Origin of the sequence: Collinsella sp. LCP19S3_H3, from assembly GCF_052119145.1 — a bacterium.
Lineage (GTDB): Bacteria > Actinomycetota > Coriobacteriia > Coriobacteriales > Coriobacteriaceae > Collinsella.
In genome coordinates this window covers 1-24,158 of sequence record NZ_JBQKFW010000015.1, presented here as the reverse complement: position 1 = coordinate 24,158, position 24,158 = coordinate 1, and the positions used below count along the sequence as shown (strand labels likewise).

The window sequence follows — 24,158 nt, the reverse complement described above, 5'->3', positions numbered from 1 at the left end:
GCCACAGGCGGTGCATTCATTTTGAATCGCCTTCTGAGCCATATACATGTGGGCGATACCCACGGTACAGACGGCACCGCCTGCGATCTGCATTTTAAGATGGCGTGCCAGACGGAAATTTCACCCTAAAACACAAAAGCCCCAAGTCAACAAAAGCCAGGAGCCTTTGCCAACTTGGGGCATTACGAGTCGCCGCCGTACAGGCAACGACGACCCTTACTCCTTCTGCCATCAGCCGATATGGACGACTCGGCTTGTCCGGTTACGGCAGGATGTGGAATCCAAGCGTTTCGATATCACGCGCGAAACCCTTAACGGTGTCGAGCGAATACTCCATGAGGTCCTTACCGACGTTCTTGCGCTTGGCCAGGATGCCGTTGGGGACGGTAATGATCTGGCACCCCACGGACTCGGCCTGATAGATATTCAGCAGCTCACGGGTAGACGCCCACAGCACCTCACACAGCGGCTTTGCCGCGGCCTTTTTGACAGACTCTGCCATCAACGGCAGCGGATCAACGCCGGTATCGGCAATACGGCCGGCGAAGATAGAGATGATAGACGGCGTCTCAGCAGAGACAGCGTCCACAAACTCATCGACCTGCTCGGGAGTAAAGATCGTCGTAACGTTTACCTTGATGCCGTCAGCGGAAAGACGTTTAACGAGCGCCGCGGTCGACTCACCCTTGGTATTGAGTGCGGGAATCTTGACATACACATTGTCAGCCCAAGTCGCAATCTCGCGAGCCTCGGCCTCCATGCCCGCCTCATCGTCCGCAAAGACCTCAAACGAAACCGAGACATCGGTGATGTGCTCGAGCACGGTCTTGGCGAACTCGCGATAATCGGTCACGCCACCCGCCTTCATAAGCGATGGGTTAGTCGTAAAGCCCTGAACGTTACCGTTCTCGGCCATGTCGAGCATGCCCTCGAGATTGGCACCGTCGGCAAATACCTTGATTGCCATAATGTACTCCTTACATACATGATGATATAGAAATGTACGGACTGAATTGTTTGTCAAAAGCGCCGCTGCATCAGAGTGGAACGGAGAGCCCCTTAATCGAGTTCGATCTCGAGGCGGTAGAGGTCGGCGCGGTAGAACGACTCCACATACTCACGGGGCACATTCTGCTGGTCATGAGAAACCCTCGTGATGTTGAGCAGCGGAGCACCAACGCTGATGCCCAATAGCTCGGCCTGCTCGTCGGTAGCAACGCAAGCTCCAATCTTTTGGCTCACACGGCTCCAGCGAATATCGCACGAGTTATTGAGATAAGCGCGAAGCGATTCCTTGGAAAAGTCGCGCTCCGCAATATGCGGGACATAGCCGTCTTCGTAATAAATCGTCTCCAGATAGAACGGACGATCGCCCGACACGCGCACACGGCGAAGGCAGAAGGCCTTTGCGCCCTCAGCCAAGCCCAGCTCGTGGGCAACGTGCTGAGGCATGGTTACAACGCCAGACTCAATCAAGCGTTTTTGCGGCACTGCAAACTCGTCCACATTCTTCTTGATATAGCTCGAGACACGCTTAGGCGAGCTAAGTGGCACGTTGGCAATAACCTCGGATCCGCGGCCACGCTTCTTCTCAATCAAGCCATTATTAGAAAGCAGCTCCATCGCTTTGCGCGCCGTTGCACGCGAAACGTCATAGCGCTTCATAAGATCGCTTTCGGAGGGAATATAGTCGCCAATCTTGTAGGCACCGCTCGTAATTCCCTGGAACAAGATATCGTACAGCTGATAGTACAGCTGTTCCTTACCGCTAAAATCGAGCTCAGACGTTTCGGTCATCATCCCACCCTATCTGGAACAGTTCTCTAAATCCTTGGCATCAGGTGCTGTCTTTTAATAAATGTTAACTACAAAATATCAAAAGACACACATCGATAACCCTGCCTAAGCATATTTCATTCCAGCCGAGCATACTTCACCAACTCACCGCTAGCTTGGGGCATTCCTTATGCAAAGAATGCCCCAAGCTGCCTCTAGCGCGCGCCGAAAAGCTTGCGCGGGCTGGCACTCGCGCCGATACGATCGGCACCAGCGCCCGACATAAGCGCAAGATCTTCTTTCGTGCGTACGCCGCCCGATGCCTTGACCTTTACACGGCCGCCCAACTCTTGAGCAAACAGATAGACATCCTCGACCTGGGCACCAGCCGTGCCAAAGCCCGTAGACGTCTTAATAAAGTCTGCACCGGCAGCCTCGACGGCATGACAGATTGGCTTTTTGGTTTCCTGCGCCAGATAGCACGTTTCGACAATGACCTTGAGCGTCGCATTGGGCACGGCCTCGCGCACGGCTCGAATATCGTCCTCGATCGCCTGGTAATCGCGAGCCTTGACCATGCCCTGATCGATCACCATATCGATTTCGGAGGCACCGTTGGCGTAGGCATCGGCCGCTTCGGCGGCTTTCGCAGCGCTCGTCATATAGCCAAGCGGGAAAGCGATGACCGTGGTAAGCGCAAGATCGGGATAAGCCTTGTGGGCACGGGCGATATACGAAGGCGGGATGCATACGCTGGCACAACCGTACTCGAATGCCTCGGCACAAATGGCATCAATCTGATCCCAAGTCGCTGTCGGCTTAAGCAATGTATAGTCGATGCGCGAGCAGAGGTCCTCATCGGTAAGCTCCGCCCCCGCCTTGGCGGCAATGGCGGCAACCGACGAAGGATCGTCCAGATACTCATCGACCTTGGCCAAAAAGCCCGGATAGTCAACGGTATCGACATTGGTCACGTCAAGCTCAATGGTATGACCTAGCTCAAACGTATCATAGCCGCGTTTTTTGATGCGGTCGACAAGGGTATCCAAATCGACCAGGTCATCGCCCTTGCTACGATCCTCGAGCACATCGCCCTTGTGATAATGCGTCACAATGTGCGCAAGATGACGCGTCGGCTTAAGATCGCGAGCACGGTAGCGCTTGCTGATCATAACGGGATCGGCGACAAGACGAATCGTGAGCACACGGTAGCCGTGCTTGTCGGCCAGCTCGGCGAGCCTGTCGTGCTGCTTAGCAGAGAACGGATAATCGCACATAATCTGCGGCCCATCCGCCATGGCAGCATCGAGGCGACGGAACCACTCCTGAAGAGCGTTCGCATCAACCTGTGCCTTTTCCTCGGCATTGTTAAAGCCGTACGTATCCCAATACTCTTCCTTAACGTCATCAAGCGAGACACTCAAAAAGTTCTCGGATGTATGGCGAGCCTTGATGCGATCTGCCAAATCGGTTTTTCCCGTAGCCGGAGGTCCGGCAAGCAAAATCAGCGTCTTTTCCATGCTAGGAAACCCTTCTTACTACCCGATTATTTGCCACGAAGCTGGTCTTTGGAGATGGCAAGCATCTCGGTAACCTTGTCCATGTAATACTTGATAGCCTCATCGTCTTTCGCTTCGGCGGCAGCCGCACGCTTCTTGTTGTACAGCTTGACCAGTGCCGCAGACGCCTTACCCATCGTGCGATTGACTTCCAGGCTTTGCTCGTATGCCTCAACGGCCTCGTCGACCATGTTGGCATCGGCATAAAGCTTGCCAATTTCGTTTAGAACGTTTGCGGCAGCGACGCCCTCCTTGCCCTCGAGCTCGGAACGCTTTGCCTTAACGGCGTCGAGAACGGCATCTCGATCGAGAACGGGTGCGGTCTCGGCTGCAGCGGAGGCCACCTTCCCCTTTTTCTTGCCAAATCCAAACAAACCCATTGGAAACCTCCACTAGCAGTAATAAATGAAGGGGGTTGTTCCCCTGCCGGGGACCAGGCACAGGAACAACCCCCTTAAAGAAAGACTTAGACCTTCGTCAGGCGCTACAAGAATCCTTATGCGATACCAAAGACGCTGAGGATGGACTTGATGGCCATGAAGAAGAAGCCGGTGACGACGGTGTCGACGTCGGTGCAGGTCATGTTCACGAAGCCAATCTGAGCGAGCATCGGGGACAGGAGCGCAGGCAGGATCATGATGAAGATGCCGTGGAAGATGCAGCCGATGATGGCGCCGCGACGACCGTCGATGGCGTTACCGAAGATACCAGCAGTGCCGCCAGCGAAGAAGTTGGACATAACGCCAGGGATGACGAGGGTGCCCATGAAGCCGGTGATGGCCATGCCGATCAGCGAGCCAAGCGTGGTGAACACAAAGCCGAAGATAACGGCGTTAGGGGCATAGGTGAACAGGACAGGGCAGTCCAGAGCGGGGCGCGCATCGGGGACGAGCTTCATCGAGATGCCCTGGAAGGCGGGGACGAGCTCGGCGAGCAGCAGGCGGACGCCGGCGAGCAGGACGTACAGACCAACGACGAACTGCATGGCCTGGAGGAAAGCGTAGACCATGAAGTTGGTGGCGCCGCAGTAGTCAGCAGCGGCAGCAGGACCAGCGAAAGCAGCGACGACCAGGTAGAAAATGATCATGACCAGGCCGACAGCAGCGTAGGTATCCTGGAGGAAGGACAGGGACTGCGGAATCTCGAGGTCCTCGGTGGACTTGGACTCCTTGCCGCCAGCGAGCTTCTTGGTGATGCTTGCGATAAGGGCTGTGAACATATAGCCAAAGGTGCAGAAGTGACCCAGGGCGATGTCATCGGACTCGGTAATCTTGCGGACAACGGGCTGAGCGAAGGCAGGCATGAGGGTAGCGAAGGCGCCACCGACGATAGAGCTGACGACGATCAGGGGGACACCGCGAAGACCGCAGAAGAAGGCGAACACGACGCAGAGCGTGGACTCCCACAGAAGGGCCTGGCCAGTCAGGAACACATACTTAAACTTGGTGAAACGAGCGAGAATGATGTTCACCACGAAGATGCCAGCGAGGCAGATGGCGATCTCGGAACCAAGGCCGAGGTCGGTCATTGCCTGACCGTTGATGCCCTCGATGGAAGCGACGACGGCGGTCATGCCGTTGAAGCCGAAGGCGGAGTTGAACATATCGCCAAAGTAGGCAAGAGAGCCCTGCATGACGCTCGAGCCGGCAGCCAGAACAAGGAAGCCGAGCATCGTCTTAAACGTGCCGAGCAGCACGTCGTTGACCGGCTTCTTCTGAAGCACAAGGCCCAGGCAGGCGACGAGGCCGATAACAACGGCGGCCTGCGTCAGGATGTTATTGATAATAAACTCAAGAACAGCCATGTTGTACACCCCTTTTTTCTCATGTACATTTCTATCAATCTAGGCGAAAAGACTCTTACTCTAGGACGCCCATCTCCTTGAGCACCGGAGTCAATTTCTCCTCGATTTCCTTCTTATCGACAAGACGCTTAAGGAACACGCAGGGAAGACCGGTGTTGTAGCTCTCAATCTGCGTCTTGAAGTTCTCGGCAGCGACAATCATGTCAAAGCCCTTGGAGGCACCCGCGGCGCTGGAAACGCTGTCGTGGTCCATCTTGCACTGGACCCCGAGCTTCTTCATAACCTGCTCAATAGCCATCTGGCAGGCAAAGCTGCTTCCAAGACCATTGCCGCAGCAGCACAAAATCTTGACCATGTTCATTTCCTTTCCTTTTGGGGCACGCGCCCCGCCTCGGGTTAGATGCGGGCGAATACATAGACTCGCCCGCACCAAGCGACGCTGTTTTACGCCGCCGCACCCGTAAATGCCTGATAAATCTCGTCGGCATCATCAGAAGCGACGATCTGCGCAATCTTGTCCTCATCCATAAAGATGCCAGCAAGTACCTGCATAGCCTCAATATGTGAATTGGAATCCTCTGCCGCAAGCGCGACCAAAAGACGAACATCGAAGCTGTCTTCCGAGAACCTAACGGGCTTCTTCAGGACCGTCACGGCAAGCTGACCTTTAATGCAGCCGTCCTCGGGACGGCCGTGAATCAGCGCGACGTCTTCGGTGAGCACGTAGTAGGGACCCATCTCGTTGGTAGCGCGGATGATCTCATCCGCATAGCGATCCTCGACGTAGCCGCCCTCGTTGAGCGGGGCGATTGCAAGCTTGATCGCGTCCTGCCAGGAATCGACAGAATCGACAAGGCGAACGTTTTCGCGCTTGAGCATCTCCGTAATCTGCATCGGTGCGCCTCGCCCCTAAGCGACGATATTCTTGAACAGGCTGATGCGGTGCTCGACAACCTCTTCGACGGCCTTCTGAGCAGGCATAACCATGTTGCGGTTGGAGGCGTTCTCCTTGAGCTCGTCATAGCACTGCTTGGAGGTCTTGTTCCAGTTGACGAGCAAATCGGTGCCAACATTGAACTTGCGGATACCCAGGTCGATGACGTGACGGACATCCTCGTCCTTAACACCGGTACCGCCATGGATGACCAGGGGGAAGCCGTTCACGGCATCACGGATCTTCTCGAGCTGATCGAAGGAGATGTTGGTCTTGGACTTGTACTGGCCATGGTTGGTACCGATAGCGACGGCAAGGGCGTCGATGCCGGTCTTCTCGATGAACTCGACAGCCTGCTCGGGATCGGTGTAGCGCACATCGGCATCGGCAACGGCGACGCCGTCCTCGGTACCGCCAACGGTGCCGAGCTCGGCCTCGACAGAAGCGCCGTGGGCCTGAGCCATCTCGACGATGCGTTTGGTACCAAGGATGTTCTCCTTGAAGGGAAGCGCGGAGCCGTCAAACATTACCGAGCTATAGCCGGCCTCGAGAGCCTTGCGGATCTCGTCGAAGTTCTTGGCGTGGTCGAGGTGAAGAACGACGTTCACGCCATACTCCTCGGCCATGGACTTGCACACAGCAACCAGGTTGCGGTGACCGACATAGCTGGCGGTGCCCTCGGAGGTCTGGATGATCACGGGGGTGTGCAGGCGAGCCGCGACGCGGATAATCGACGGGCACATCTCGAGGTTATGGGTGTTAAAAGCACCGACGGCCATGTTGAGCTGGTTGGCCTCTGCCAGGACTTCGCGCAGGGTTACGTACATAGTGTTTGCCTCCTGTTGTCTCCACTGGATGTATCAAGTGGCGACCGCACAGGGGGTACCGGCCGCCGTTCTTGACCGACAATTAGATTATCATAAACGTCCGTATATTCGGTTGTCCGCATGATATTTCGTTTGATATGCCCCGTATTGACCGTTCACCTGAATTTTTCGACCGTTTACCCGCTAAAAAAGGCACCGCAACCCATGCGGATGCCCTTGGCTGCCAGCCGCTCTCAACCAAAACGGAATGCAAACTCAATTGGCTCGGTTCTACCTCGATCTAGCCATACGTCAAATATGAGGCAAATGAATCCGTAGCGTTTGTCCCAAATCTTAAGTATTTGTTCGATAGAACGGCCCTCGGCGGCTCCTGCTAGACTGGTAGACTCCCAACCGTCCGTCCAGGAGTCACCATGTCGCGCAAGTCCGCCTACAAGCAAGCACTTTCTATCGGCACCGCTGTGGTGCTGGGGTTTGCGCTGTTTACGGGATCGCTCGACGGGGCGCCCAGACTGCTCTCGCCGCAAAGTGATGAACAGGCGGCGGCTCTGGCCGAGAAGCAAGACGAGAGTCCCAGCCGCACCGACGACGAGGCAGACCTGGTTGCCCGACTCGAATCGGGAACGGCAAACTCCACAGACTCCCAAAACAGCCCGAACTCTGGCGACAAGCCACATTCCTCCGCACCCGACACCGGTGATGACGCTTCCGCGGACAGCGCCGCCACCCCCATCGACGAGGTCGAAAACCCCAATCTCGACCGCGCCCGCGGCGTATACCTCAGCAGCATTCCTGACTACGCGGGTAACCCCTATGTTGCCCTGCGAGCCGACAGCACGCACCCGTTGGGCACACCATCATTCACGCTCGATGAATACGAGCGCGCCGCCGAAGAGGGCTGCTTTAAGAAGTTCTCCAAGCTCGACAGCCTGGGCCGCACCCGCAAAGCGCTCGCTTGCGTGGGCCCCGAATCGCTCGGTCAAGGCGAGCGCGGCGATATCTCGCGTATCCATCCCGCCGGATGGCGCCAGCAGCGCTACGACTTTATTCCGGGCCAGAGCCTCTACAATCGCTGTCACCTCATCGCCTGGTCGCTCTGCGGCGAAAACGCCAACCGCAAGAATCTCCTCACCGGCACGCGTTATCTCAACGAAACGGGCATGCTGCCATTTGAGGAGCAGATTCTCGGCTACATCCGCGAGACGGGCAACCATGTGCTCTACCGTGTCACGCCCATGTACAACGAAGAGGAACTCGTCTGCCGTGGCGTGCGTCTTGAGGCGCAATCGGTCGAGGACCACGGCAAGACCCTGTGCTTCCACGTGTACTGCTACAACCTGCAGCCGCATGTGCAGATCGACTACGCTACCGGCCGCAATCAGGCCTCGGGAGACTAGGGCCGGCCAAGCTGCCCCAAAACTTAAAATGAACCGTTTTCCTCCATCCCCCAGGGATCAAAAAGGGCCGCCCTGGATTGCCCAGAGCGGCCCTTGCATCGGCATGTATGTTACAGGCAACGCCCAACGCTACTTGGCACGGCCCTCCTCATAGCGCTCGACCAGCTTGGCCTGAACGTCATAAGGCACCTGCTCATAGCCCGCAGGCTTCATGGTAAAGTCGCCCGTGCCGCGCGTGATGGAGCGCAGACGCGTCGAGTAATCCGTCAGCTCGGCGAGAGGCGCCTGAGCGATGACCACGGTGTCTCCGCGCTCATCGGTCTCCATACCCGTCACGCGACCGCGCGAGGCCGAGATGTCGCCCATCACGGCGCCGGCGTAGCTCTCGGGGATAGTCACCGTGATTTCCTCGATGGGCTCCAGCACCACCGGGTCGGCATCGGCGCATGCCTTGCGCAGGCCGATGCGAGCCGCCGCGCGGAACGCCATCTCGTTGGAATCGACGCTGTGATACGAGCCGTCGTACACAGCCACGCGAATGCCCGTAAGCGGGTAGCCGGCAATGATGCCGTCCTTCATGGTCTCCTGAACGCCCTTGTCCACGGCAGGGATCAGCGAGCGCGGAATGCGGCCGCCTACGACCTCGTCCACAAACTCATAGCCGTCGCTCGTACCGTCGGGCCCAATGAGCGGCTCTACGCGCAGCCAGCAGTCACCATACTGGCCGGCGCCGCCGGTCTGCTTCTTGTGGCGGCCCTGGGCAGTTGCCGTGCGGCGAATGGTCTCGCGATACGGGATGCGAATCGGCACGCTCTTGGCCGCGACCTTGGTACGGTCCTCAAGACGATTGAGCAGGACCGAAACCTGCGCCTCGCCCACCGCCGAAATGATGGTCTGGCCGGTCTCCTCGTCGCGGTCGATGCTCATGGTCGGATCGGCCTTGCATGCCTTCTCGATAAACGTGTAGAGCTTCTCTTCGTCGCCGCGATTCTCGGCCTCGATGGCGATGCGGTACTGCGAGTTGGGGAACTTAAACGCCGCAGCCTCGACCTTGCCGGTAATCGAGAGCGTATCGCCCGTCTCGGCCGCCAGCTTGGGCGCCACGATGATATCGCCGGCATAGGCGTGACCGACCTCGGTCATGTCGCGGCCGCACATCACATACAGGTGAGCCAGACGATCGCTCTTGCGGGTGCGCGCGTTGATCAGCTCAAGGCCCGGCTCAAGCGTGCCCGTCAGCACCTTGATGAAGCTGATGCGACCCTGCTGAGGATCGGCCAGGGTCTTAAACACAAACGCCACCGGGCGGTCATCGTCGCTCGAGATCTTGAGCGAATCACCGTCGATGAGCGGCATCTCGCCGTAGTCCGTCGGCGCCGGGAAGTACGTGGCGATGTCGTCCATCAGCGAGTTGACGCCCTGCTCCTTAATGCAATCGCCCGCAAAGACCGGCACAAAGATGCGCTCGGCGATCGCCTTCGACAGCAGGCCTTCAAGCTCCTCCTGCGTCAGCGTCTCCTCGCCTTCCAAGTACTTCATCATCAGTTCGTCGTCAGCCTCGGACACCAGCTCGCACAGATGGTCATGGGCCTCCTCGGCCTGGGCACGATACTCCTCGGGAATCTCCGACTCAACGGCTTCGGCGCCGTTGCAATGGCGCGCCTTCATGCGCACCAGGTCAATGATACCGTCAAAGTCCTCTCCCTCGCCCCAGGGAAGGGTCACGGCGCCCAGGCGCGTGCCAAAGCGCTCCTGCAGCAGGTCCATCGTGGTCGCAAAGCTGGCCTCGGAGCGCGACAGGCGGTTTACGAACACCGCACGCGCCAGACGCAGGTCCTCGGCGGCATACCAGAGCTTAACCGTCGTAGGCTGCGGGCCGGCCTCGGCGTCGACCACAAACAGAGCCGTCTCGCAGACGCTCATCGCGGCAAAGGCGTCGCCGATAAAATCGGGGTAGCACGGGGCATCGAGCACATTGATGCGCGCACCCTTCCAGTCGATCGGCGCAATGGTCGTCGAGATGGAAAACGCACGCTTGACCTCTTCGGGGTCATAGTCGAGCGTGGGCTTGGTGCCGTCGTGGCCGCCCAGGCGGGCGGTCTTGCCGGAAAGGTGGAGCATGGCCTCGGCGAGTGAAGTCTTGCCCACCCCACCTTGGCCTACGAGCACCACGTTCCTTACATTACCGGTCTTGGGAGCACCCATGATGACCTCCTTGCAGGGCCGCGCGCAATGCGCGACGCCAACGGGGAGAGTTCGCGGTCGATGCCGTCCCGGGAGCAGCATGGTCGGCAGCCGATCCGGCTCACCCTCCAAATGTCCTATGCCACCACCCTACCCTCGTGGGCGACTGTCCATGCACACCTTTCGGCGCACGTATGAATACGGGCGGCGAGAGGAGGGGGCAAACGCCTGAGGCGGTTATTAAGCCCCATCGGCGCAAATTAAAACCGCCGCAGGCCATAAGACCTGCAGCGGTTTCGCCTCAATGTCTACTTGAGCCTATCCCTCGATACGGCTCAGGAACTCGCGTGTGCGCCGTTCGCGCGGATGGCCGATAACCTGCTCGGCAGGACCCTCCTCGACAATGCGACCGCCGTCCATAAAGACCACGCGATCGGCAACATCGCGCGCAAACTGCATCGCATGGGTCACGATCACCATCGTCATATTCTGCGCGGCGAGGTCTTTAATGACGCGCAGCACCTCGGCCGTTAGCTCGGGATCGAGCGCCGAGGTCGGCTCATCGAAGAACAAGATCTCTGGATCGAGCGCCAAGGCGCGCGCAATACTCACACGTTGCTGCTGACCGCCCGAAAGCTCGCATGGCACCTTGTTCTCGTTGCCCGTAAGCCCCATCTGCGCGATCAACTCACGCGCACGTGCTTCGACCTGCTCGTGCGGGCGCTTGAGCACGCGGATCGGAGCGTCGGTAATGTTTTTCATCACGGTAAAGTGCGGGAACAAATTGTAGTTCTGAAACACCAGGCCAAAACGCGAGCGCGCCTGCTTGGGCACATCGCCTTTCGCATACACCGTGCCCGATCCCGCATCCGTCGCAACGGCTAGATCACCAAACGAAAGCGAGCCGCCGTCAAGCGTCTCGAGCAGCGTTGCGCAGCGCAACAGCGTTGACTTACCGCCGCCCGAAGGTCCGATAATCGCCACGACCTCGCCGCGCTTTACCTCGAGCGAGATATCCTTGAGCACCTCATTGCCACCAAACGCCTTGCGCGCGCTCGTTATATTCATTACCGTTCCGGACACGGGAACCTCCATGTGTTTGAAAAGCACGACGGAACAGGCTAGTCGTGGTAGTAGTCAAGTCGCTTTTCGGCGGCGCCCAGCAGCATCTCGACCACAAAGTTAAAGACCCAGTAGATCAGTGCCGCAATCGCAAACGGCACCATGCTCACTTGCGAGGCAACCAGTGCCTTGGCCGTCGAGAACATCTCCCCCACGCCGATGGCAAACGCCAGCGACGTGTCCTTGACCAGCGTGATGATTTCGTTGCCCATCGCCGGCAAAATGCGCTTGGCGACCTGCGGCATCACAATGTACAAAAACGTCTGCAGGTGTGAGTAACCCAGCACCTCGGCGGCCTCATATTGACCACGCGGGATAGACTGCAAACCCGAGCGATAGATCTCGGCAAAGTAGCCGGCATAGTTGATGATGAATGCCACGACGCACGCTGTCCACTTGGAATCGGGCGTGAGCGAAATACCAAAGACGTAATACGGAGCAAAGTAGATGGCAAACATCTGCAGCATGAGCGGCGTACCGCGCATGACCGAAATGTAGATGCGCGCAATCCAGCGCAGCGGCGCGATTTTGCTCATGCGCATGAACGCCACGGGAATTCCCAAGGGAATCGAGCCCAACAGCGTGAGCACAAACAACTGCAAACTGACCAAGAAACCCTGGCCAAGCATCTGCATCATGACCTGAATAGACAACCCAAGCTCTCTTTCACAGCAACAGAACAGCAGGTGTTAATTGAAATAGGCACAGTGCCCAAGATTGCGAGCGACAAGCCCGACGAAGCGTACTTTGGTACGCGAGGAGGGTTGGAGCCGCAAGGTTGGGTGCTGTGGCTATTTCAAAACCCAGTTGTCGAAGGATAGACCGTAGCTCGCGTACTTGTCGCACAGGTCCTTGACTGTACCGTCCTCATAGAGCGCCTTGAGCGACTCGGTCACGGCGTCGGCCGACTTGGTATCACCCTTCTTAAAGCCAACGGCGTAGTGCTCGCTGGACAGCGGCTTGTCAAGTTGCGTATAGGCATCGGGCTTGGCGGCAAGCTGATACTGGGCGATCGAAAGGTCGCAGGCCACCGCATCGACCGCGCCGCTCTCGAGCTGCATGAAAGCCGTGTTGTACTCGCCGATGGTATCGAGCGTGGCAAACGTCGCCGCCAGATCCTTCTGGTCACCCTCTAGCACATCCTGGGCAGCAGAATCGATCTGGGTAATCACGGTCTTGCCGGCAAGGTCGTCCCAACTCTTGATGCCCGCATCCTTCTTGACCACCAGCACCTGCTCATTGAGCATGTACGGCTCGGAGAACGTGTAGTCGTCCTCGCGGCCCTCCATGGTAAAGCCGTTCCAGATGCAGTTGATGGCGCCCGAGTTGAGGAGCGTATCCTTGGCGTCCCAGTCGATGGCCTCGTACTTGACCTCCCAGCCCTGCTTATCGGCAACTGCCTTGGCCAAATCGAGATCAAAGCCGGTGTACTCGCCATCGTCGCCCACAAAGCCATACGGAGGATAGGACTTGTCAAAGCCCACCACGAGCTTCTTAGACTCCACAGCGCCCTTGGCGTCCTTTGCCGCGGCAGAGCCGGCAGTGGAACCCTTGTCGGCACCACCGCCGCAGCCGACAAGACCAAGGCCAAGCACCGTGGCGAGCGAGCCGGCTAGACCAACAAACTGACGACGAGACATATCGGTATTCATGGTATTCCCCCTTGATGGCACTTTAGCTAAGTAAAGTGAGTCATGTAACGTTCAGAATCATACACTTTAGCGTGATAGAGCACAAGGCGAGTTTGCCCGCCGCGTGAGGGGTGTGGGGGTTAAGTTTCCTGCTCTACAGTCCTGCTCACGACGGAGGCCACATTAAGTGGCCTCCTGTTCGTGCGGAACTCGCGATAAACTTAACCCCCACACCCCTCACGCGGCGGGCAACCGTCGTTGGGCTTATCACTGACACGATTAAACCGCTTGCATATCGTCTGCTGGCTTGGCACGGTACAATACTTGCAGCTTTAATTCATGAATTAGTGGAGTTATTGATGGCAGAATCTCGTGCGGAGCGTAAGGCTCGTCGTGCTTTGATCGAGGCGGCTGAGGGGTCGGAGGAGAAAAAATCTTCCAAGAAATCCAAGTCGTCTCAGGATGCGAAGGGCAGGCCGGCCAAAGGCAAGGCTAAGTCCAAGCGCCCCAGCTTTCGTCGGGGCGAGGATAAGGCGCCTCAAGCTCGTTCCAAGCGCTCGCATAATGAGTCGTCCCGGTCCGCTCATAAGGCCGTTGATCCCAAGTCGCCTTGTTCCATCATGAAAGCTTGCGGTGGATGCACGGCGCTCAACAGGCCTTATAAGAAGCAGCTGGCGACCAAGCAAGCTGCTATGGATGAACTTTTTGCTGCTCTTTGCGAGCGTGAGGGCATAACCGTCGATCCCATTCGCGGTATGGACGTTACTCTGGGCGACCCGGGCAAATATCCTGCGCCGCGTGGTTTTCGCCATAAGGCCGCCACTCCCTTTGCCCCCGGCAAAGGGGGCGCTGTCCGCTGCGGCTTTTTTGAGCGTGGCACGCACAGAATCGTCGCTGTTCCCGAATGCCCCGTCGAGGCACCGGGAGCCCGTCAGATTCTTAACGGCATTGCGCGTGAGGCCGAGCGCCTGCACATTCCCGCCTTTAACGAGGACAAGCATCTGGGCCTGCTTCGCTATGCCGTCGTTCGCTGCGGCTGGCGCACCGACCAGATCATGATCACCCTCGTTACCGCCCAGCGCGACCTGCCGCATGCGCAGGAATTCTTTGAGGCCATCGCCGCACTCGATCCGCGCATCGTTACCGTCGCCCAAAACATCAACGGACGCCCTGGCAACGCCATCCTGGGTGAGGAAACCCACATCGTGTATGGCGCTGAATGCATGCGCGACCAGCTACTCGGCTGCGAGTTCGATATCTCCCCCACCGCGTTCTACCAGACCAACCCGCAGCAGACCGAGCTGCTCTACCAGCTCGCTATCGACGGCATGGATCTGCACCAGGGCGATGTTCTCATGGATGCCTACTGCGGCAGCGGCACCATCGGTCTTTGCGCAGCTAAAGAAGCTCAGAACAAGGGCGTCGGCATCATGTTACTTGGCGTGGAGCGCAACCCGGCGGGCATTGCCGACGCACGCCGCAACGCCGAGCTCAACGGTCTTACCCGCAGCGCCTGGTTTATGGCCGACGATGCCACCGACTACATCCTAGATGCCGCCGACAACAACGAGCGCGTCACCGTCCTTTCCATCGATCCGCCGCGTGCCGGCTCTACCCCCGAGTTCCTCGAAGCCGCCTGCGCGCTTAGACCTCGCCGCATCACCTATATCAGCTGCAATCCCGTTACCCAAGAGCGTGACCTGCACCAGCTCCTCGGCGGTGGCTATCGCCTGCTCAAGATCACGCCCGTCGACATGTTCCCCCATACCGACCACACCGAAACTGTAGCGGTCCTCGAGCGCCGCTAATCCACCGGCACAAGAAGGGGGCGACCCGTCTGGGCCGCCCCCTTACTTGGTTTATGAACTCCGCTACATCCTCTTGCGCAGGTCACACACGCCGGCTGCCGCCATCTCGCGCAGTAGCGTCTCGCGGTCGCGCGTCACGATCAAATCCAGCGGAAAGTGAATCTCGTCGAGCATCTTGCGCGCTTGGTCGAGCTTACCAATTGCCATACCAATGTGCGCATCGGTCGAGACGCCAATCCCCACGCCCAGCTCGGCGCACCGCTCGGCAATCTTGCGGCACACGTCCCAATGCTCGGCATCCGCGCCATGCTCAAGACTGTGATTGTTGATCTCGATGATCTTGTGCTTGGCCTTAGCAGCAAGCAACACCTCGTCGATATCGAACGGCACGCCCGATCGACCCGTATGCCCCAGCATAAACACCTTGGGGTGCTCCAGAGCATTGATATACATCTCGGTCGTCTGGGCCAGCGTCGCGCCTTCAGCGAACTGCGGATTATGCACGCTTGCAACCAAATAATCCAAATTACGCGTAACCCGATCGAACAGCGAATACTGACGGCTGTACGAATCGCCGGCAATATCGAGCGTGACAGGAGTGTCCTCGCCAAACAGACTTCCGTCCAGCGAAACGATATCGGCCTCGGCGCCACGCAGCACCAACACGCCGCTCCAAATGCGCGGCCATATATCCTGGTTGATAAAGAACTGGTAACTGCGCAGGTCATTGGGACAAGCCGTAACCATAGAGCTCAGATGGTCGGCAGATCCAAGCACCTGCAGGCCACGCTCTGCCGCCCAGTACACATTCTCCTCAATGGTCGAATATGCATGCGCAGAGAACATCGTATGGGTATGAATGTCACAGGAAAGCAGGTAGGGCATCAGGTCTCCTTATCCGGTATGGCCGTCGCGTATATTCATTGTACGCATAGCCTTCGATAGTCGTAAAACCGCTCCATCCCAAAGACACAACGTCCATGACAACGGGGTCCGGTTTAACACCAAACCCCGTTTCACGTAAAACATTGTAGGCAGAGCGCTCTGCTTTTAACGATACTCGTCCGCCAGCTGTTTCCAAGCGGGTAGCGAATTGATAATCGTTTCGTAACTCACGCAATAACCCAAGCGGAACCAACCCGGCATGCCAAAGCTATCCGAAGGCACCGCGAGCAACTCATACTTCTTTGCACGCTCGCAAAAAGCGTTTGCGTCGGGCTCGAGCGCCTTCACCCACAGATAGAAAGCGCCGTCCGGCTCAACGTAGGTGTAGCCGCACTCCGCCAATGCGTCGGTGAGCGCCGTTCGGTTGCGAGCATAGGCTTCGACATCACTCGGCTCATCGATGCAATCGATAATCACGCGCTGGAAGAGCGCCGGTGCGCACACAAAACCCAGTGTACGGGCGGCACCGGCGACGGCCGGCATAAGGCGAGCAGCCTGCGGATTGGTGTTGGGAACCAAGATCCAGCCCACACGCTCACCCGGCAGCGAGAGCGACTTGGAATACGAATAGCACACGACGGTGTTCTCGTAGATCGAGGGTACCCAGGGCACCTCAGCACCGTACACGATCTCGCGGTACGGCTCATCCGAGATGAGCATAATCGGATTCTCGGGATCACGCTTGGCATTGACCTCGCGCAGAACATTGGCCAGTCGTGTCAGCGTGTCGCGCGTATATACGGCACCGGTCGGGTTGTTGGGCGAGTCGATAATGACGGCCGCCGTCTTATCAGTAATCGCCTTGAGCACGTTGCCCACACTCAACTGAAACGTGTCTTCATCGGCGGGTGCCTCAACACACGTACAGCCGGCCTTCTCAATCCACACGCGATACTCCGGAAAGTACGGGGCGATAACAATGACCTCTTCACCGGGGTTGGTAACAGCGTTGAGCGTGCAGGTGAGCGAAGCCGCCGCACCCACGGTCATAAAGACATCTTTACCCTCATAGCTCGTGCCAAAACGACGGTTGAGCGACTCGGCCACAGCGACACGACATTGCGGCAGGCCTGGTGCGGGCGTGTATCCGTGCAGTTGGTCGCTCGGCAGCTCCAAGGCCTTTTTGATGGACTCCGCCACGGCAGCGGGCGCCGGAACACTCGGGTTGCCCAGCGAAAAATCGAATACGTTCTCCGCACCGATCTGTGCCTTGCGTTCAAGTCCATAGCTAAAGATCTCGCGGATGATAGAGCTTTCCGCGCCGCGAGCAAACATGGTTTCGTTGATCATCTGTTCCCCTTTCGCATAGGCGGTATTGTACGCTTTAGTCAAGCAAAGTACCGCAGCAATGTTAATTGGGGACAGACTTAAATGCGTGAAAACGCTCATTTAAGTCTGTCCCCAATCAACATATCGCTCAAAAGAAAAAGCCTCCGCAGGTTTCCCCGCGGAGGCTCTCGCGACAAAGACTACTCGTCGGCCTCGGTGTCGCCATCGGCCTTTTTTGTGTCAGCAGCCTCGACATCGTCAGCGCTATCGGATGCGACTTCGGCATCTTCCTGCATGGCCGCCTGCGCAAAAGCTGCGGCATCAGCTGCCAGCTCCTCCTCGCTCATACGAGGCGCGCGCTTTTTGGTCGGCACGCCGCCCGCCTTGGCGTTGCGCTCCTCCTTGGCTGCCAGAATGTCGCCCTCGCGCTCAAGGTAGGCATCCCAGTCGTTGTCGAGTAGGGCGTTCACGGCGTCGCCTTCGACGGTCTCGCGCTCAAGCAGCACCTTCGCCATCAGATCGAGCTGATCGCGACGGGCATCCAAAATCTCAACAGCACGGCGATGGGCCTCACGCATGATGCGCTGAACCTCGATATCGATGCGGCGCGCCGTCTCCTCGGAGTAATCCTGGTGATCGGCATAATCGCGACCAAGGAACACCTGATGCTGCGCCTCGCCAAACACTTGCGTGCCCAGCTCCTCGCTCATGCCCAAACGCGTAACCATCTCGCGCGCCATCTTGGTCGCGCGCTCCAGATCGTTGCTCGCGCCCGATGTAATGTCATCGCACATGAGCTCCTCGGCAACGCGACCGCCCAAGAACACGGCAAGCTCGTCGAGCATCTCGTTCTTGGTCTTGAGGAAGTGATCCTCCTGCGGAAGCTGCAGCGTATAGCCCAGAGCCTGACCGCGGCTGACAATCGAAATCTTGTGAACCGGATCGGAGTGCTCCAGGATATGACCCACCAGAGCATGACCGCTCTCGTGGTAGGCAATCGTGGTGCGCTCGGCTTCGGTCATCACGCGCCCCTTGCGCTGCGGTCCTGCAATCACGCGCTCCATCGATTCTTCGACCTCGTCCATCGAGATCACGGAGCGATGACGGCGAGCGGCAAGCAGCGCGGACTCGTTGAGCAGGTTTGCCAGATCGGCACCGGTAAAGCCAACGGTCATCTGGGCGAGCTTCTCAAACTTAACGTCCTCATCCATTGGCTTGTTCTCGGCATGCACGCGCAAGATCTGCTCGCGCCCCTTCACATCCGGGCGGTCGACCGTAACCTGGCGGTCAAAACGACCGGGGCGCAGCAATGCCGGATCCAGAATATCGGGGCGGTTGGTCGCGGCGATCAGGATGACCGATTCGCTTTCCTCAAAACCGTCCATTTCGACCAGCAGCTGGTTGAGCGTCTGCTCGCGCTCGTCGTGACCGCCGCCCAGACCGGCTCCGCGCTGACGTCCCACGGCATCGATCTCGTCAATGAAGATGATCGACGGAGCCTGAGACTTGGCCTCCTTAAAGAGGTCGCGCACGCGGCTGGCGCCGACGCCCACGAACATCTCGACAAAGTCAGAGCCCGAGATGCTAAAGAACGGGACACCGGCCTCTCCGGCAACGGCCTTGGCCAGTAGCGTCTTACCGGTACCCGGAGGGCCCACCAGCAAAACGCCGCGCGGGATCTTGGCACCCAGCTTGCGATAACGGTCCGGATCGCTCAAGAAATCGCGAATCTCTTCGAGCTCCTCAACAGCCTCGTCCACGCCGGCAACGTCTTCGAACTTGACCTTGGGACGCGTAGCCTCGTTGGTCTTGGCGTTGGTCTTGCCAAACTGCATGTTCCTATTATTAGCGCCCATCATCTGGCGCATAAAGTAGAACATGATGGCGATCAGGGCAATCGTCGGCAGTACGCTCATCGCCAAGTCGCCCCAAAAATCGGGGTCGTTGGTGTTGACGATGTACTTAGTGTCGGGATGCTCCGCCATGAGCTCGGCAAGCGAATCGGAGCCGACATAGGTCGAGGAAAAGCTCTTGAGCTCACTCGTGTCGCCCTTGTCCTTTTTCGCCTTCCAGTAATGACCCGTCACGCTTCCGTCCTGAACCGTATAGGTCAGATCTTCGACGCGATCCTGCTTGATGGCGCTCACCATCTCGCTCGTCGCGAGCTTAACGGTATTGCTGGAGCTGGCAAAGCCGGAGCCCATATTAAAGAAGGCGTAGCCCAGAAGTGCGCAAGCCAAAAGAAAATACAGCCAGCCCGTACGTGTGGGTTTCTTGCCTCCGGGCATCCCCGGAATCTTAGGGTCCCGGGGTGTCTGGGAATTGTAGTCGTTACGGTCGTCGGGCATCTTACGAATAAACCTCCGGTTTCAAAATGCCCAGATACGGAAGGTTACGATAGCGCTCGGCATAGTCGAGGCCGTAGCCCACCACAAAGGCATCGGGGCAATGGGTTCCAACATACTTGGGTGTAATGGCCGAGATGCGGTCCTCAACGTCCTTCCACAGGAAGGCGGCGACCTCCAGAGAAGCGGGCTTGCGGCTCTCAAGGTTCTTCATCAGATACTTGAGCGTCAGGCCCGAGTCCAGAATGTCCTCAACGATCAGCACGTCACGACCGCGGATATCGATATCAAGGTCTTTAATGATACGCACGATGCCCGAGGACTTCACACCGTCGCCATAGCTCGAAACGGCCATGAAATCGATATTGGTCGGCAGCTCGATCTTGCGCATCAGGTCGCCCATAAAGACCACAGCGCCGCGCAAGACCGCAATCAGCACCAGATCCTTACCCGCGTAGTCGCGCGTAATCTCCTCGCCCAGGCGAGAGACGATACCGTCGATATCCTCCTGCGTAAACAGAACCTTCTCGATATCCGGATGTTGAGAAGCCATGACAACCCTTTCTTGTGCTTAATCGCCCACACACCGCCGTATGGACGCGAACTACACATTCTAGCAGCGCACGGGGTATATTTTCCAGCCCGTGCACCATCAGCGCGGGAATACCGTCAACGCCGCACAGAAAAACTGGTGCGAGGGGCTAATCCGCGTCAACCACGCGAAGCAGATAGGCCACACGCGTCGCCGCCGTGCACTTAAAGCGTTCGTCCGCGCGAACTCCGGCGACCCACACCACGACACCCCCCGGTGCCGTCCTTACCATGGGCACGCCGGTGCGCTCGGAAACGGGAATACGAGCCTCGCACAACAAGTCGGATACCTTCTTGCTTCGGCCACTCATGCCTAACGGGCACATCACGTCTCCCGGTGCGGGACCGTCCACCCACAGGCGCGCCAATCGCCCCTCGGCAGGAACCTCGCCGCGCGTGCCCGCCAAGATCCGCTCGCTATCGCTGTTGGCAAAACCCAGGGCAGCCGCGTCCACCAAAGCTGCCACTTCCCCAGCAGCCGCAAACTCACGGGCGCGGCGCACGATATCGCATCCCGGCTCAACGGCTATCGCTTCTGTGACCAGCATACGTCCCCCGCCCAACGACATACGGCCGGGTATGGTAATCCAGTCCGCAACCAAGCCCTCACGAGCCGCCGGCGCCTTAAACGCCAGCATGCCAAACTCAACACGTGCGTCAATCCCCGCCGGAAGCGTAACCGAACCCGCACCCTCGGTAACACAGGAGAGGACTCGCTCCACATGGCGCATCTCTGGGCGAGCGTCCGGATCGATGCGTTTAATCGCCAGTCGCACGATGCGCCGCGCGATTACCACCTCGGCCGCAGCAAGGCGTCTGGCATCGAGCACCAGCGCGCCCGCTGCCTCTTTGCGCAGGCAGCTTCGAAACGCCTGTGCCGACAACTGGGATAGAAACGCATCCTCATCACCCAAGATCTCACAGGCGGCACCAATCGTCTTGCACACGCTCGCATTACGCTGCGCCAGCACTGGCATTACCCGGTGGCGAACGTAGTTTCGCAGATACGAGATATCTTCGTTGGTCTCGTCCTCGCGCCACGGCTGACCATGCACCTGCAGATAGCCCACAAGCTCGCCATGAGTTAGGTCGAGCAAGGGGCGTACCACAATATTCCTTCGGCGGGGAATGCTCGAGAGCCCAGCAGGGCCCGACCCCTTAATGGCGTTCATCAAAAATGTTTCCGCGCGGTCTGAAGAGGTATGGGCAGTACAGATGCGCGCCGCCGTTCTCGGCGCCCCCATCTTGGCACAAAGCTCGCGAACATACCTTCGCGCCGCGGCATAACGCACCTCGCGCGCAGCCGCCTCGATATTGCCCGACTCCCCATCAAAATAGGCGTGCTCCACGCACAGCGGCAAGCCATATTGTGCGCAGAGCTCGCGCACAAAGGCCTCGTCGCCGTCGGACGCCTTGCCTCGCAGGTGATGGTTTACATGAAGCACATGTAGGCGCTCGCGAGCAATGGGGGCAACGCCGCGTCCATCTTGGATATCCAGCTTTGATGTGCACGCCATAAGAAGCAGTGCCGTCGAGTCCGCACCGCCTGATACCATGAGCACCACAGGAGCAGCCTGCTGCCTCGTCCGGGTCTCATCGACTGCCCCGGGTACGGCATGGTGTCCGTAATGCTGTGATACCGTTGGCATTCGCTTCCTCCTCTATTCGTCAGCACTCATTGTATCCTTTGGAATCTTATGTCTCGCCTGCACCTTCATATCCTCGGCAGCGGCTCTAAAGGCAACTGCGCACTCATCGAGGGCCCGCAGGGGCTCATTATGGTCGATGACGGACTGTCCCGCCGCGAAACGCTCAAACGCATGGCTGAGCTCGGCCTTTCGGCAGACGACGTGTCCGCCCTTGTTGTCACCCATGAGCACAGCGACCACATTAAGGGGCTTGAGGTGTGGTGTAAACATTGGAACGGACCGGTCTTTTCCAGCAGGGGCACGCTCGCATCAAAGGAAAGCCTCGCACATCTGTCTGTTGAGGAATTCGACCCAGGTGACGCCCTCTCTATTGCCGGGGTCCACATTCAAACGTATTCGACATCGCACGACGTCGTCAATCCTGTCGGCTACCGTTTTGATGCCCAGGGTGATTCGGTTGGCTTTGCCACCGACACCGGCGAGTTGTCGAAGCGTGCCATCGATACACTCAGGGACTGTCGCATTCTCGCGCTCGAAAGCAACCACGATGTAGCCATGCTGCGTCAAGGAGACTATCCTCGCTTTCTTCAGGAGCGCATCCTGTCTGCAAAAGGGCATCTCTCCAACGATCAGGCCGCCAATGCCGCACGCGCGCTGGTAACCGATTGCACCGAGCAGCTTATCGCGATGCACATTAGCCAAGACAACAATCGCCCAAGCCTTACCGTCAAAAGCTACGCAAGCTCACTTGGGGCAACACTCGACAACGAGCTTGGTAGCACCGCCACCCGCGTTGAGGGGCCACATAAACTCACAATACGTCCCGCCGGGCAATATCGGCCCATGACCATTCAGTAGGCTGTCTCAAATAGAAAAGGGGGCCGGGAATCGCTTCCCAGCCCCCTTAACTCAGGCACCGATGTTAATAGCCGATAACGTTAGTCGATGAAAATCTTCGTAACGTTCTTCTTCTCGACAATCTTAGGAACCGTAACGGTAAGGATGCCGTCAGCATACTTTGCAGAAAGGCCCTCGCTCGAAGCATCCTTCAGGTACACACCGCGCGTCGCGCTGTAAGAGCAAAACTCCTTCTGCAGGTAGTTCTTGTCCTTGTTCTCTTCGCTCTCCTCAACATTCACGCTAATGGAAAGACGACCCTCATTGAGCTCAACGTCGATGTCGTCCTTCGCGACGCCGGTCAAATAAGCCTTGACCTCGTAACCGTCGCCCTTGTCCTCAACATCAACGGGAAACGCCTTGGAGGCGATCGAGTTGTTTGCCAGATCGGTCATATCATCAAACAGATCGAACAACGAGCTAGCAGAGGGACGAACACCAAAAACCGAACGATAAGGAACCATGCTTGCCATGACTACCACTCCTTTAAGGGACTGCCGAGCCATCTTCTAGGTGGCAGGGACTTCTTTTGACGCTTTAATATATGCCCATCCATTTCTTATATATACATTTTGATATAAAGTTTTTTGAGTCTCTATCTATAAGCATATCTAAGTCTGTGTGACTAAGGTTTAATGAGGTCAAGGTTCTTTGAACCGTGCCTTAAATACCAATGTGCCCTAGCTAAACAAAGCTGGGGCTTACAATGAGCGTATACACAATATTAATGACAACCTAAGGGCATCATGGACGATCAAGCCTCCGACAATTCGTATGATCAGATGCAGAACGATAAATCAACCTATCCGCAGACCATACGCTACCATCGTCCCCATATTTCCCAAGAGCCTATTGACGATACAGAGCCTGAATATGTAACTCGCAATCGTTATCAAACCCTTGAAGAATCTCAATCACGTCGCAAACACATGGGCGTCGCCCCGAGCGAATCGGCGTATCTCAAAGATGCCCCCTTATCCAAAAACAGCGCATGCAACCAGGAGCAGGCCCGAACACCCGCTAAGCAACAACGAAGAGAGCCTCGCCCTAAGCAGACCCTAACGCATTCTGCCCGCTATTTAGAGACGCCGAAGCAAGGAAAATCGATATTTATATCGTCTTGCAGACGACGCAAACAGCACCGGCTCCAAATCGCACTCTTGATCATTGCCATCGCGGCAATCGCACTGGTCATTCGTTTTATTTTCTTCAAATAGAAAAGACAATTAAGCCGTAGGGGCTTTAAGTTTACAACGCCCAAACGAAAAAGGGGGAGGCCGCTAGGCCTCCCCCTTCTCAGTCCAAGCGTACGGCTCGGTGCCGTCCACCGGTCAGCGGCGCCCTGGCCTCCCACGGGCTGGCCCCGCAGTACTCTCGGCGCGATGGGGCTTAGCTTCCGGGTTCGGAACGGGACCGGGCG

The 24,158-nt window shown here is 57.7% G+C and carries 22 protein-coding genes and 1 rRNA gene; 4 read left to right on the top strand and 19 right to left on the bottom strand.

The window, feature by feature from the left end:
- Positions 1-262: 262 nt before the first annotated feature.
- The 8 genes from ACTQZF_RS08010 to ACTQZF_RS07975 form a co-directional block, all read right to left on the bottom strand.
- On the bottom strand, positions 263-967 hold the full coding sequence (locus ACTQZF_RS08010) for a transaldolase (RefSeq protein WP_441554999.1): 705 nt from the start codon (positions 965-967) through the stop codon (positions 263-265).
- 92 nt (positions 968-1,059) lie between these two features.
- Positions 1,060-1,797, bottom strand: coding sequence for a GntR family transcriptional regulator (locus ACTQZF_RS08005; protein ID WP_441554998.1), 738 nt, complete (start codon positions 1,795-1,797; stop codon positions 1,060-1,062).
- 194 nt (positions 1,798-1,991) lie between these two features.
- Complete coding sequence (deoC, locus tag ACTQZF_RS08000) at positions 1,992-3,296, bottom strand: deoxyribose-phosphate aldolase (RefSeq protein ID WP_441554997.1); 1,305 nt, start codon at positions 3,294-3,296, stop codon at positions 1,992-1,994.
- 26 nt (positions 3,297-3,322) lie between these two features.
- Entirely contained in the window at positions 3,323-3,715 is a 393-nt protein-coding gene (locus tag ACTQZF_RS07995) for a hypothetical protein (protein WP_441554996.1), read from the bottom strand.
- 116 nt (positions 3,716-3,831) lie between these two features.
- Positions 3,832-5,139: a PTS ascorbate transporter subunit IIC gene (locus ACTQZF_RS07990; RefSeq protein ID WP_441554995.1), complete on the bottom strand. Its 1,308-nt coding sequence runs from the start codon at positions 5,137-5,139 to the stop codon at positions 3,832-3,834.
- A gap of 55 nt (positions 5,140-5,194) precedes the next feature.
- Complete coding sequence (locus ACTQZF_RS07985) at positions 5,195-5,494, bottom strand: PTS sugar transporter subunit IIB (RefSeq protein ID WP_117734930.1); 300 nt, start codon at positions 5,492-5,494, stop codon at positions 5,195-5,197.
- 89 nt (positions 5,495-5,583) lie between these two features.
- The gene (locus ACTQZF_RS07980; RefSeq protein ID WP_441554994.1) at positions 5,584-6,033 is read right to left on the bottom strand and encodes a PTS sugar transporter subunit IIA; all 450 of its coding nucleotides are present in this window, start codon (positions 6,031-6,033) and stop codon (positions 5,584-5,586) included.
- Positions 6,034-6,048: 15 nt separating this feature from the next.
- Positions 6,049-6,900 (bottom strand): class II fructose-bisphosphate aldolase, encoded by an 852-nt coding sequence (locus ACTQZF_RS07975; protein WP_118094350.1) that lies wholly within the window; start codon positions 6,898-6,900, stop codon positions 6,049-6,051.
- A 413-nt stretch (positions 6,901-7,313) separates the two neighbouring features.
- Here ACTQZF_RS07975 and ACTQZF_RS07970 point away from each other — a divergent pair, with 413 nt between their 5' ends.
- Positions 7,314-8,297: a DNA/RNA non-specific endonuclease gene (locus ACTQZF_RS07970; RefSeq protein ID WP_441554993.1), complete on the top strand. Its 984-nt coding sequence runs from the start codon at positions 7,314-7,316 to the stop codon at positions 8,295-8,297.
- Between the two features lie 129 nt (positions 8,298-8,426).
- On the opposite strand, the gene ACTQZF_RS07965 is transcribed toward ACTQZF_RS07970, so the two are convergent.
- The 4 genes from ACTQZF_RS07965 to ACTQZF_RS07950 form a co-directional block, all read right to left on the bottom strand.
- A complete protein-coding gene (locus tag ACTQZF_RS07965) occupies positions 8,427-10,502 on the bottom strand; it encodes an elongation factor G (RefSeq protein ID WP_154517778.1) in 2,076 nt (691 codons plus the stop codon).
- Positions 10,503-10,799: 297 nt separating this feature from the next.
- Positions 10,800-11,549 (bottom strand): amino acid ABC transporter ATP-binding protein, encoded by a 750-nt coding sequence (locus ACTQZF_RS07960; protein ID WP_441554992.1) that lies wholly within the window; start codon positions 11,547-11,549, stop codon positions 10,800-10,802.
- 53 nt (positions 11,550-11,602) lie between these two features.
- Complete coding sequence (locus ACTQZF_RS07955) at positions 11,603-12,256, bottom strand: amino acid ABC transporter permease (RefSeq protein WP_441554991.1); 654 nt, start codon at positions 12,254-12,256, stop codon at positions 11,603-11,605.
- A gap of 138 nt (positions 12,257-12,394) precedes the next feature.
- Positions 12,395-13,255 (bottom strand): transporter substrate-binding domain-containing protein, encoded by an 861-nt coding sequence (locus tag ACTQZF_RS07950; protein WP_441554990.1) that lies wholly within the window; start codon positions 13,253-13,255, stop codon positions 12,395-12,397.
- A gap of 338 nt (positions 13,256-13,593) precedes the next feature.
- Here ACTQZF_RS07950 and rlmD point away from each other — a divergent pair, with 338 nt between their 5' ends.
- A complete protein-coding gene (rlmD, locus tag ACTQZF_RS07945; protein ID WP_441554989.1) occupies positions 13,594-15,042 on the top strand; it encodes a 23S rRNA (uracil(1939)-C(5))-methyltransferase RlmD in 1,449 nt (482 codons plus the stop codon).
- Between the two features lie 63 nt (positions 15,043-15,105).
- On the opposite strand, the gene ACTQZF_RS07940 is transcribed toward rlmD, so the two are convergent.
- From ACTQZF_RS07940 to tilS, 5 genes are all read right to left on the bottom strand, one after another.
- Positions 15,106-15,927, bottom strand: a complete 822-nt coding sequence (locus ACTQZF_RS07940; protein WP_441554988.1) for a phosphatase — start codon at positions 15,925-15,927, stop codon at positions 15,106-15,108.
- Between the two features lie 165 nt (positions 15,928-16,092).
- Complete coding sequence (locus tag ACTQZF_RS07935; RefSeq protein ID WP_441554987.1) at positions 16,093-17,277, bottom strand: pyridoxal phosphate-dependent aminotransferase; 1,185 nt, start codon at positions 17,275-17,277, stop codon at positions 16,093-16,095.
- Positions 17,278-17,456: 179 nt separating this feature from the next.
- On the bottom strand, positions 17,457-19,604 hold the full coding sequence (ftsH, locus tag ACTQZF_RS07930) for an ATP-dependent zinc metalloprotease FtsH (protein ID WP_441554986.1): 2,148 nt from the start codon (positions 19,602-19,604) through the stop codon (positions 17,457-17,459).
- A 1-nt stretch (position 19,605) separates the two neighbouring features.
- Positions 19,606-20,154, bottom strand: coding sequence for a hypoxanthine phosphoribosyltransferase (gene hpt, locus ACTQZF_RS07925; protein WP_154517754.1), 549 nt, complete (start codon positions 20,152-20,154; stop codon positions 19,606-19,608).
- A 148-nt stretch (positions 20,155-20,302) separates the two neighbouring features.
- Entirely contained in the window at positions 20,303-21,841 is a 1,539-nt protein-coding gene (gene tilS, locus ACTQZF_RS07920; RefSeq protein ID WP_441554985.1) for a tRNA lysidine(34) synthetase TilS, read from the bottom strand.
- A 48-nt stretch (positions 21,842-21,889) separates the two neighbouring features.
- Here tilS and ACTQZF_RS07915 point away from each other — a divergent pair, with 48 nt between their 5' ends.
- A complete protein-coding gene (locus tag ACTQZF_RS07915; RefSeq protein ID WP_441554984.1) occupies positions 21,890-22,699 on the top strand; it encodes an MBL fold metallo-hydrolase in 810 nt (269 codons plus the stop codon).
- Between the two features lie 80 nt (positions 22,700-22,779).
- On the opposite strand, the gene ACTQZF_RS07910 is transcribed toward ACTQZF_RS07915, so the two are convergent.
- The gene (locus tag ACTQZF_RS07910) at positions 22,780-23,211 is read right to left on the bottom strand and encodes an Hsp20 family protein (RefSeq protein WP_427728790.1); all 432 of its coding nucleotides are present in this window, start codon (positions 23,209-23,211) and stop codon (positions 22,780-22,782) included.
- A gap of 273 nt (positions 23,212-23,484) precedes the next feature.
- On the opposite strand from ACTQZF_RS07910, the gene ACTQZF_RS07905 reads away from it, so the two are divergent.
- Complete coding sequence (locus tag ACTQZF_RS07905; RefSeq protein WP_441554983.1) at positions 23,485-23,955, top strand: hypothetical protein; 471 nt, start codon at positions 23,485-23,487, stop codon at positions 23,953-23,955.
- A 112-nt stretch (positions 23,956-24,067) separates the two neighbouring features.
- On the opposite strand, the gene rrf is transcribed toward ACTQZF_RS07905, so the two are convergent.
- A 5S ribosomal RNA gene (rrf, locus tag ACTQZF_RS07900) occupies positions 24,068-24,158 on the bottom strand; the annotation flags it as partial.

Coding starts and splice junctions, on each gene's coding strand:
- ACTQZF_RS08005 (WP_441554998.1), bottom strand. CDS start 1,797: ATGACCGAAACGTCTGAGCTCGATTTTAGCGGTAAGGAACAGCTGTAC.
- ACTQZF_RS07960 (WP_441554992.1), bottom strand. CDS start 11,549: ATGAATATAACGAGCGCGCGCAAGGCGTTTGGTGGCAATGAGGTGCTC.
- ACTQZF_RS07910 (WP_427728790.1), bottom strand. CDS start 23,211: ATGGCAAGCATGGTTCCTTATCGTTCGGTTTTTGGTGTTCGTCCCTCT.
- ACTQZF_RS07995 (WP_441554996.1), bottom strand. CDS start 3,715: ATGGGTTTGTTTGGATTTGGCAAGAAAAAGGGGAAGGTGGCCTCCGCT.
- ACTQZF_RS07965 (WP_154517778.1), bottom strand. CDS start 10,502: ATGGGTGCTCCCAAGACCGGTAATGTAAGGAACGTGGTGCTCGTAGGC.
- ACTQZF_RS07950 (WP_441554990.1), bottom strand. CDS start 13,255: ATGAATACCGATATGTCTCGTCGTCAGTTTGTTGGTCTAGCCGGCTCG.
- hpt (WP_154517754.1), bottom strand. CDS start 20,154: ATGGCTTCTCAACATCCGGATATCGAGAAGGTTCTGTTTACGCAGGAG.
- ACTQZF_RS08010 (WP_441554999.1), bottom strand. CDS start 967: ATGGCAATCAAGGTATTTGCCGACGGTGCCAATCTCGAGGGCATGCTC.
- ACTQZF_RS07970 (WP_441554993.1), top strand. CDS start 7,314: ATGTCGCGCAAGTCCGCCTACAAGCAAGCACTTTCTATCGGCACCGCT.
- rlmD (WP_441554989.1), top strand. CDS start 13,594: ATGGCAGAATCTCGTGCGGAGCGTAAGGCTCGTCGTGCTTTGATCGAG.
- ACTQZF_RS07935 (WP_441554987.1), bottom strand. CDS start 17,277: ATGATCAACGAAACCATGTTTGCTCGCGGCGCGGAAAGCTCTATCATC.
- ACTQZF_RS07940 (WP_441554988.1), bottom strand. CDS start 15,927: ATGCCCTACCTGCTTTCCTGTGACATTCATACCCATACGATGTTCTCT.
- ACTQZF_RS07985 (WP_117734930.1), bottom strand. CDS start 5,494: ATGGTCAAGATTTTGTGCTGCTGCGGCAATGGTCTTGGAAGCAGCTTT.
- ACTQZF_RS07990 (WP_441554995.1), bottom strand. CDS start 5,139: ATGGCTGTTCTTGAGTTTATTATCAATAACATCCTGACGCAGGCCGCC.
- ACTQZF_RS07915 (WP_441554984.1), top strand. CDS start 21,890: ATGTCTCGCCTGCACCTTCATATCCTCGGCAGCGGCTCTAAAGGCAAC.
- ACTQZF_RS07975 (WP_118094350.1), bottom strand. CDS start 6,900: ATGTACGTAACCCTGCGCGAAGTCCTGGCAGAGGCCAACCAGCTCAAC.
- deoC (WP_441554997.1), bottom strand. CDS start 3,296: ATGGAAAAGACGCTGATTTTGCTTGCCGGACCTCCGGCTACGGGAAAA.
- ftsH (WP_441554986.1), bottom strand. CDS start 19,604: ATGCCCGACGACCGTAACGACTACAATTCCCAGACACCCCGGGACCCT.
- tilS (WP_441554985.1), bottom strand. CDS start 21,841: ATGCCAACGGTATCACAGCATTACGGACACCATGCCGTACCCGGGGCA.
- ACTQZF_RS07905 (WP_441554983.1), top strand. CDS start 23,485: ATGGACGATCAAGCCTCCGACAATTCGTATGATCAGATGCAGAACGAT.
- ACTQZF_RS07980 (WP_441554994.1), bottom strand. CDS start 6,033: ATGCAGATTACGGAGATGCTCAAGCGCGAAAACGTTCGCCTTGTCGAT.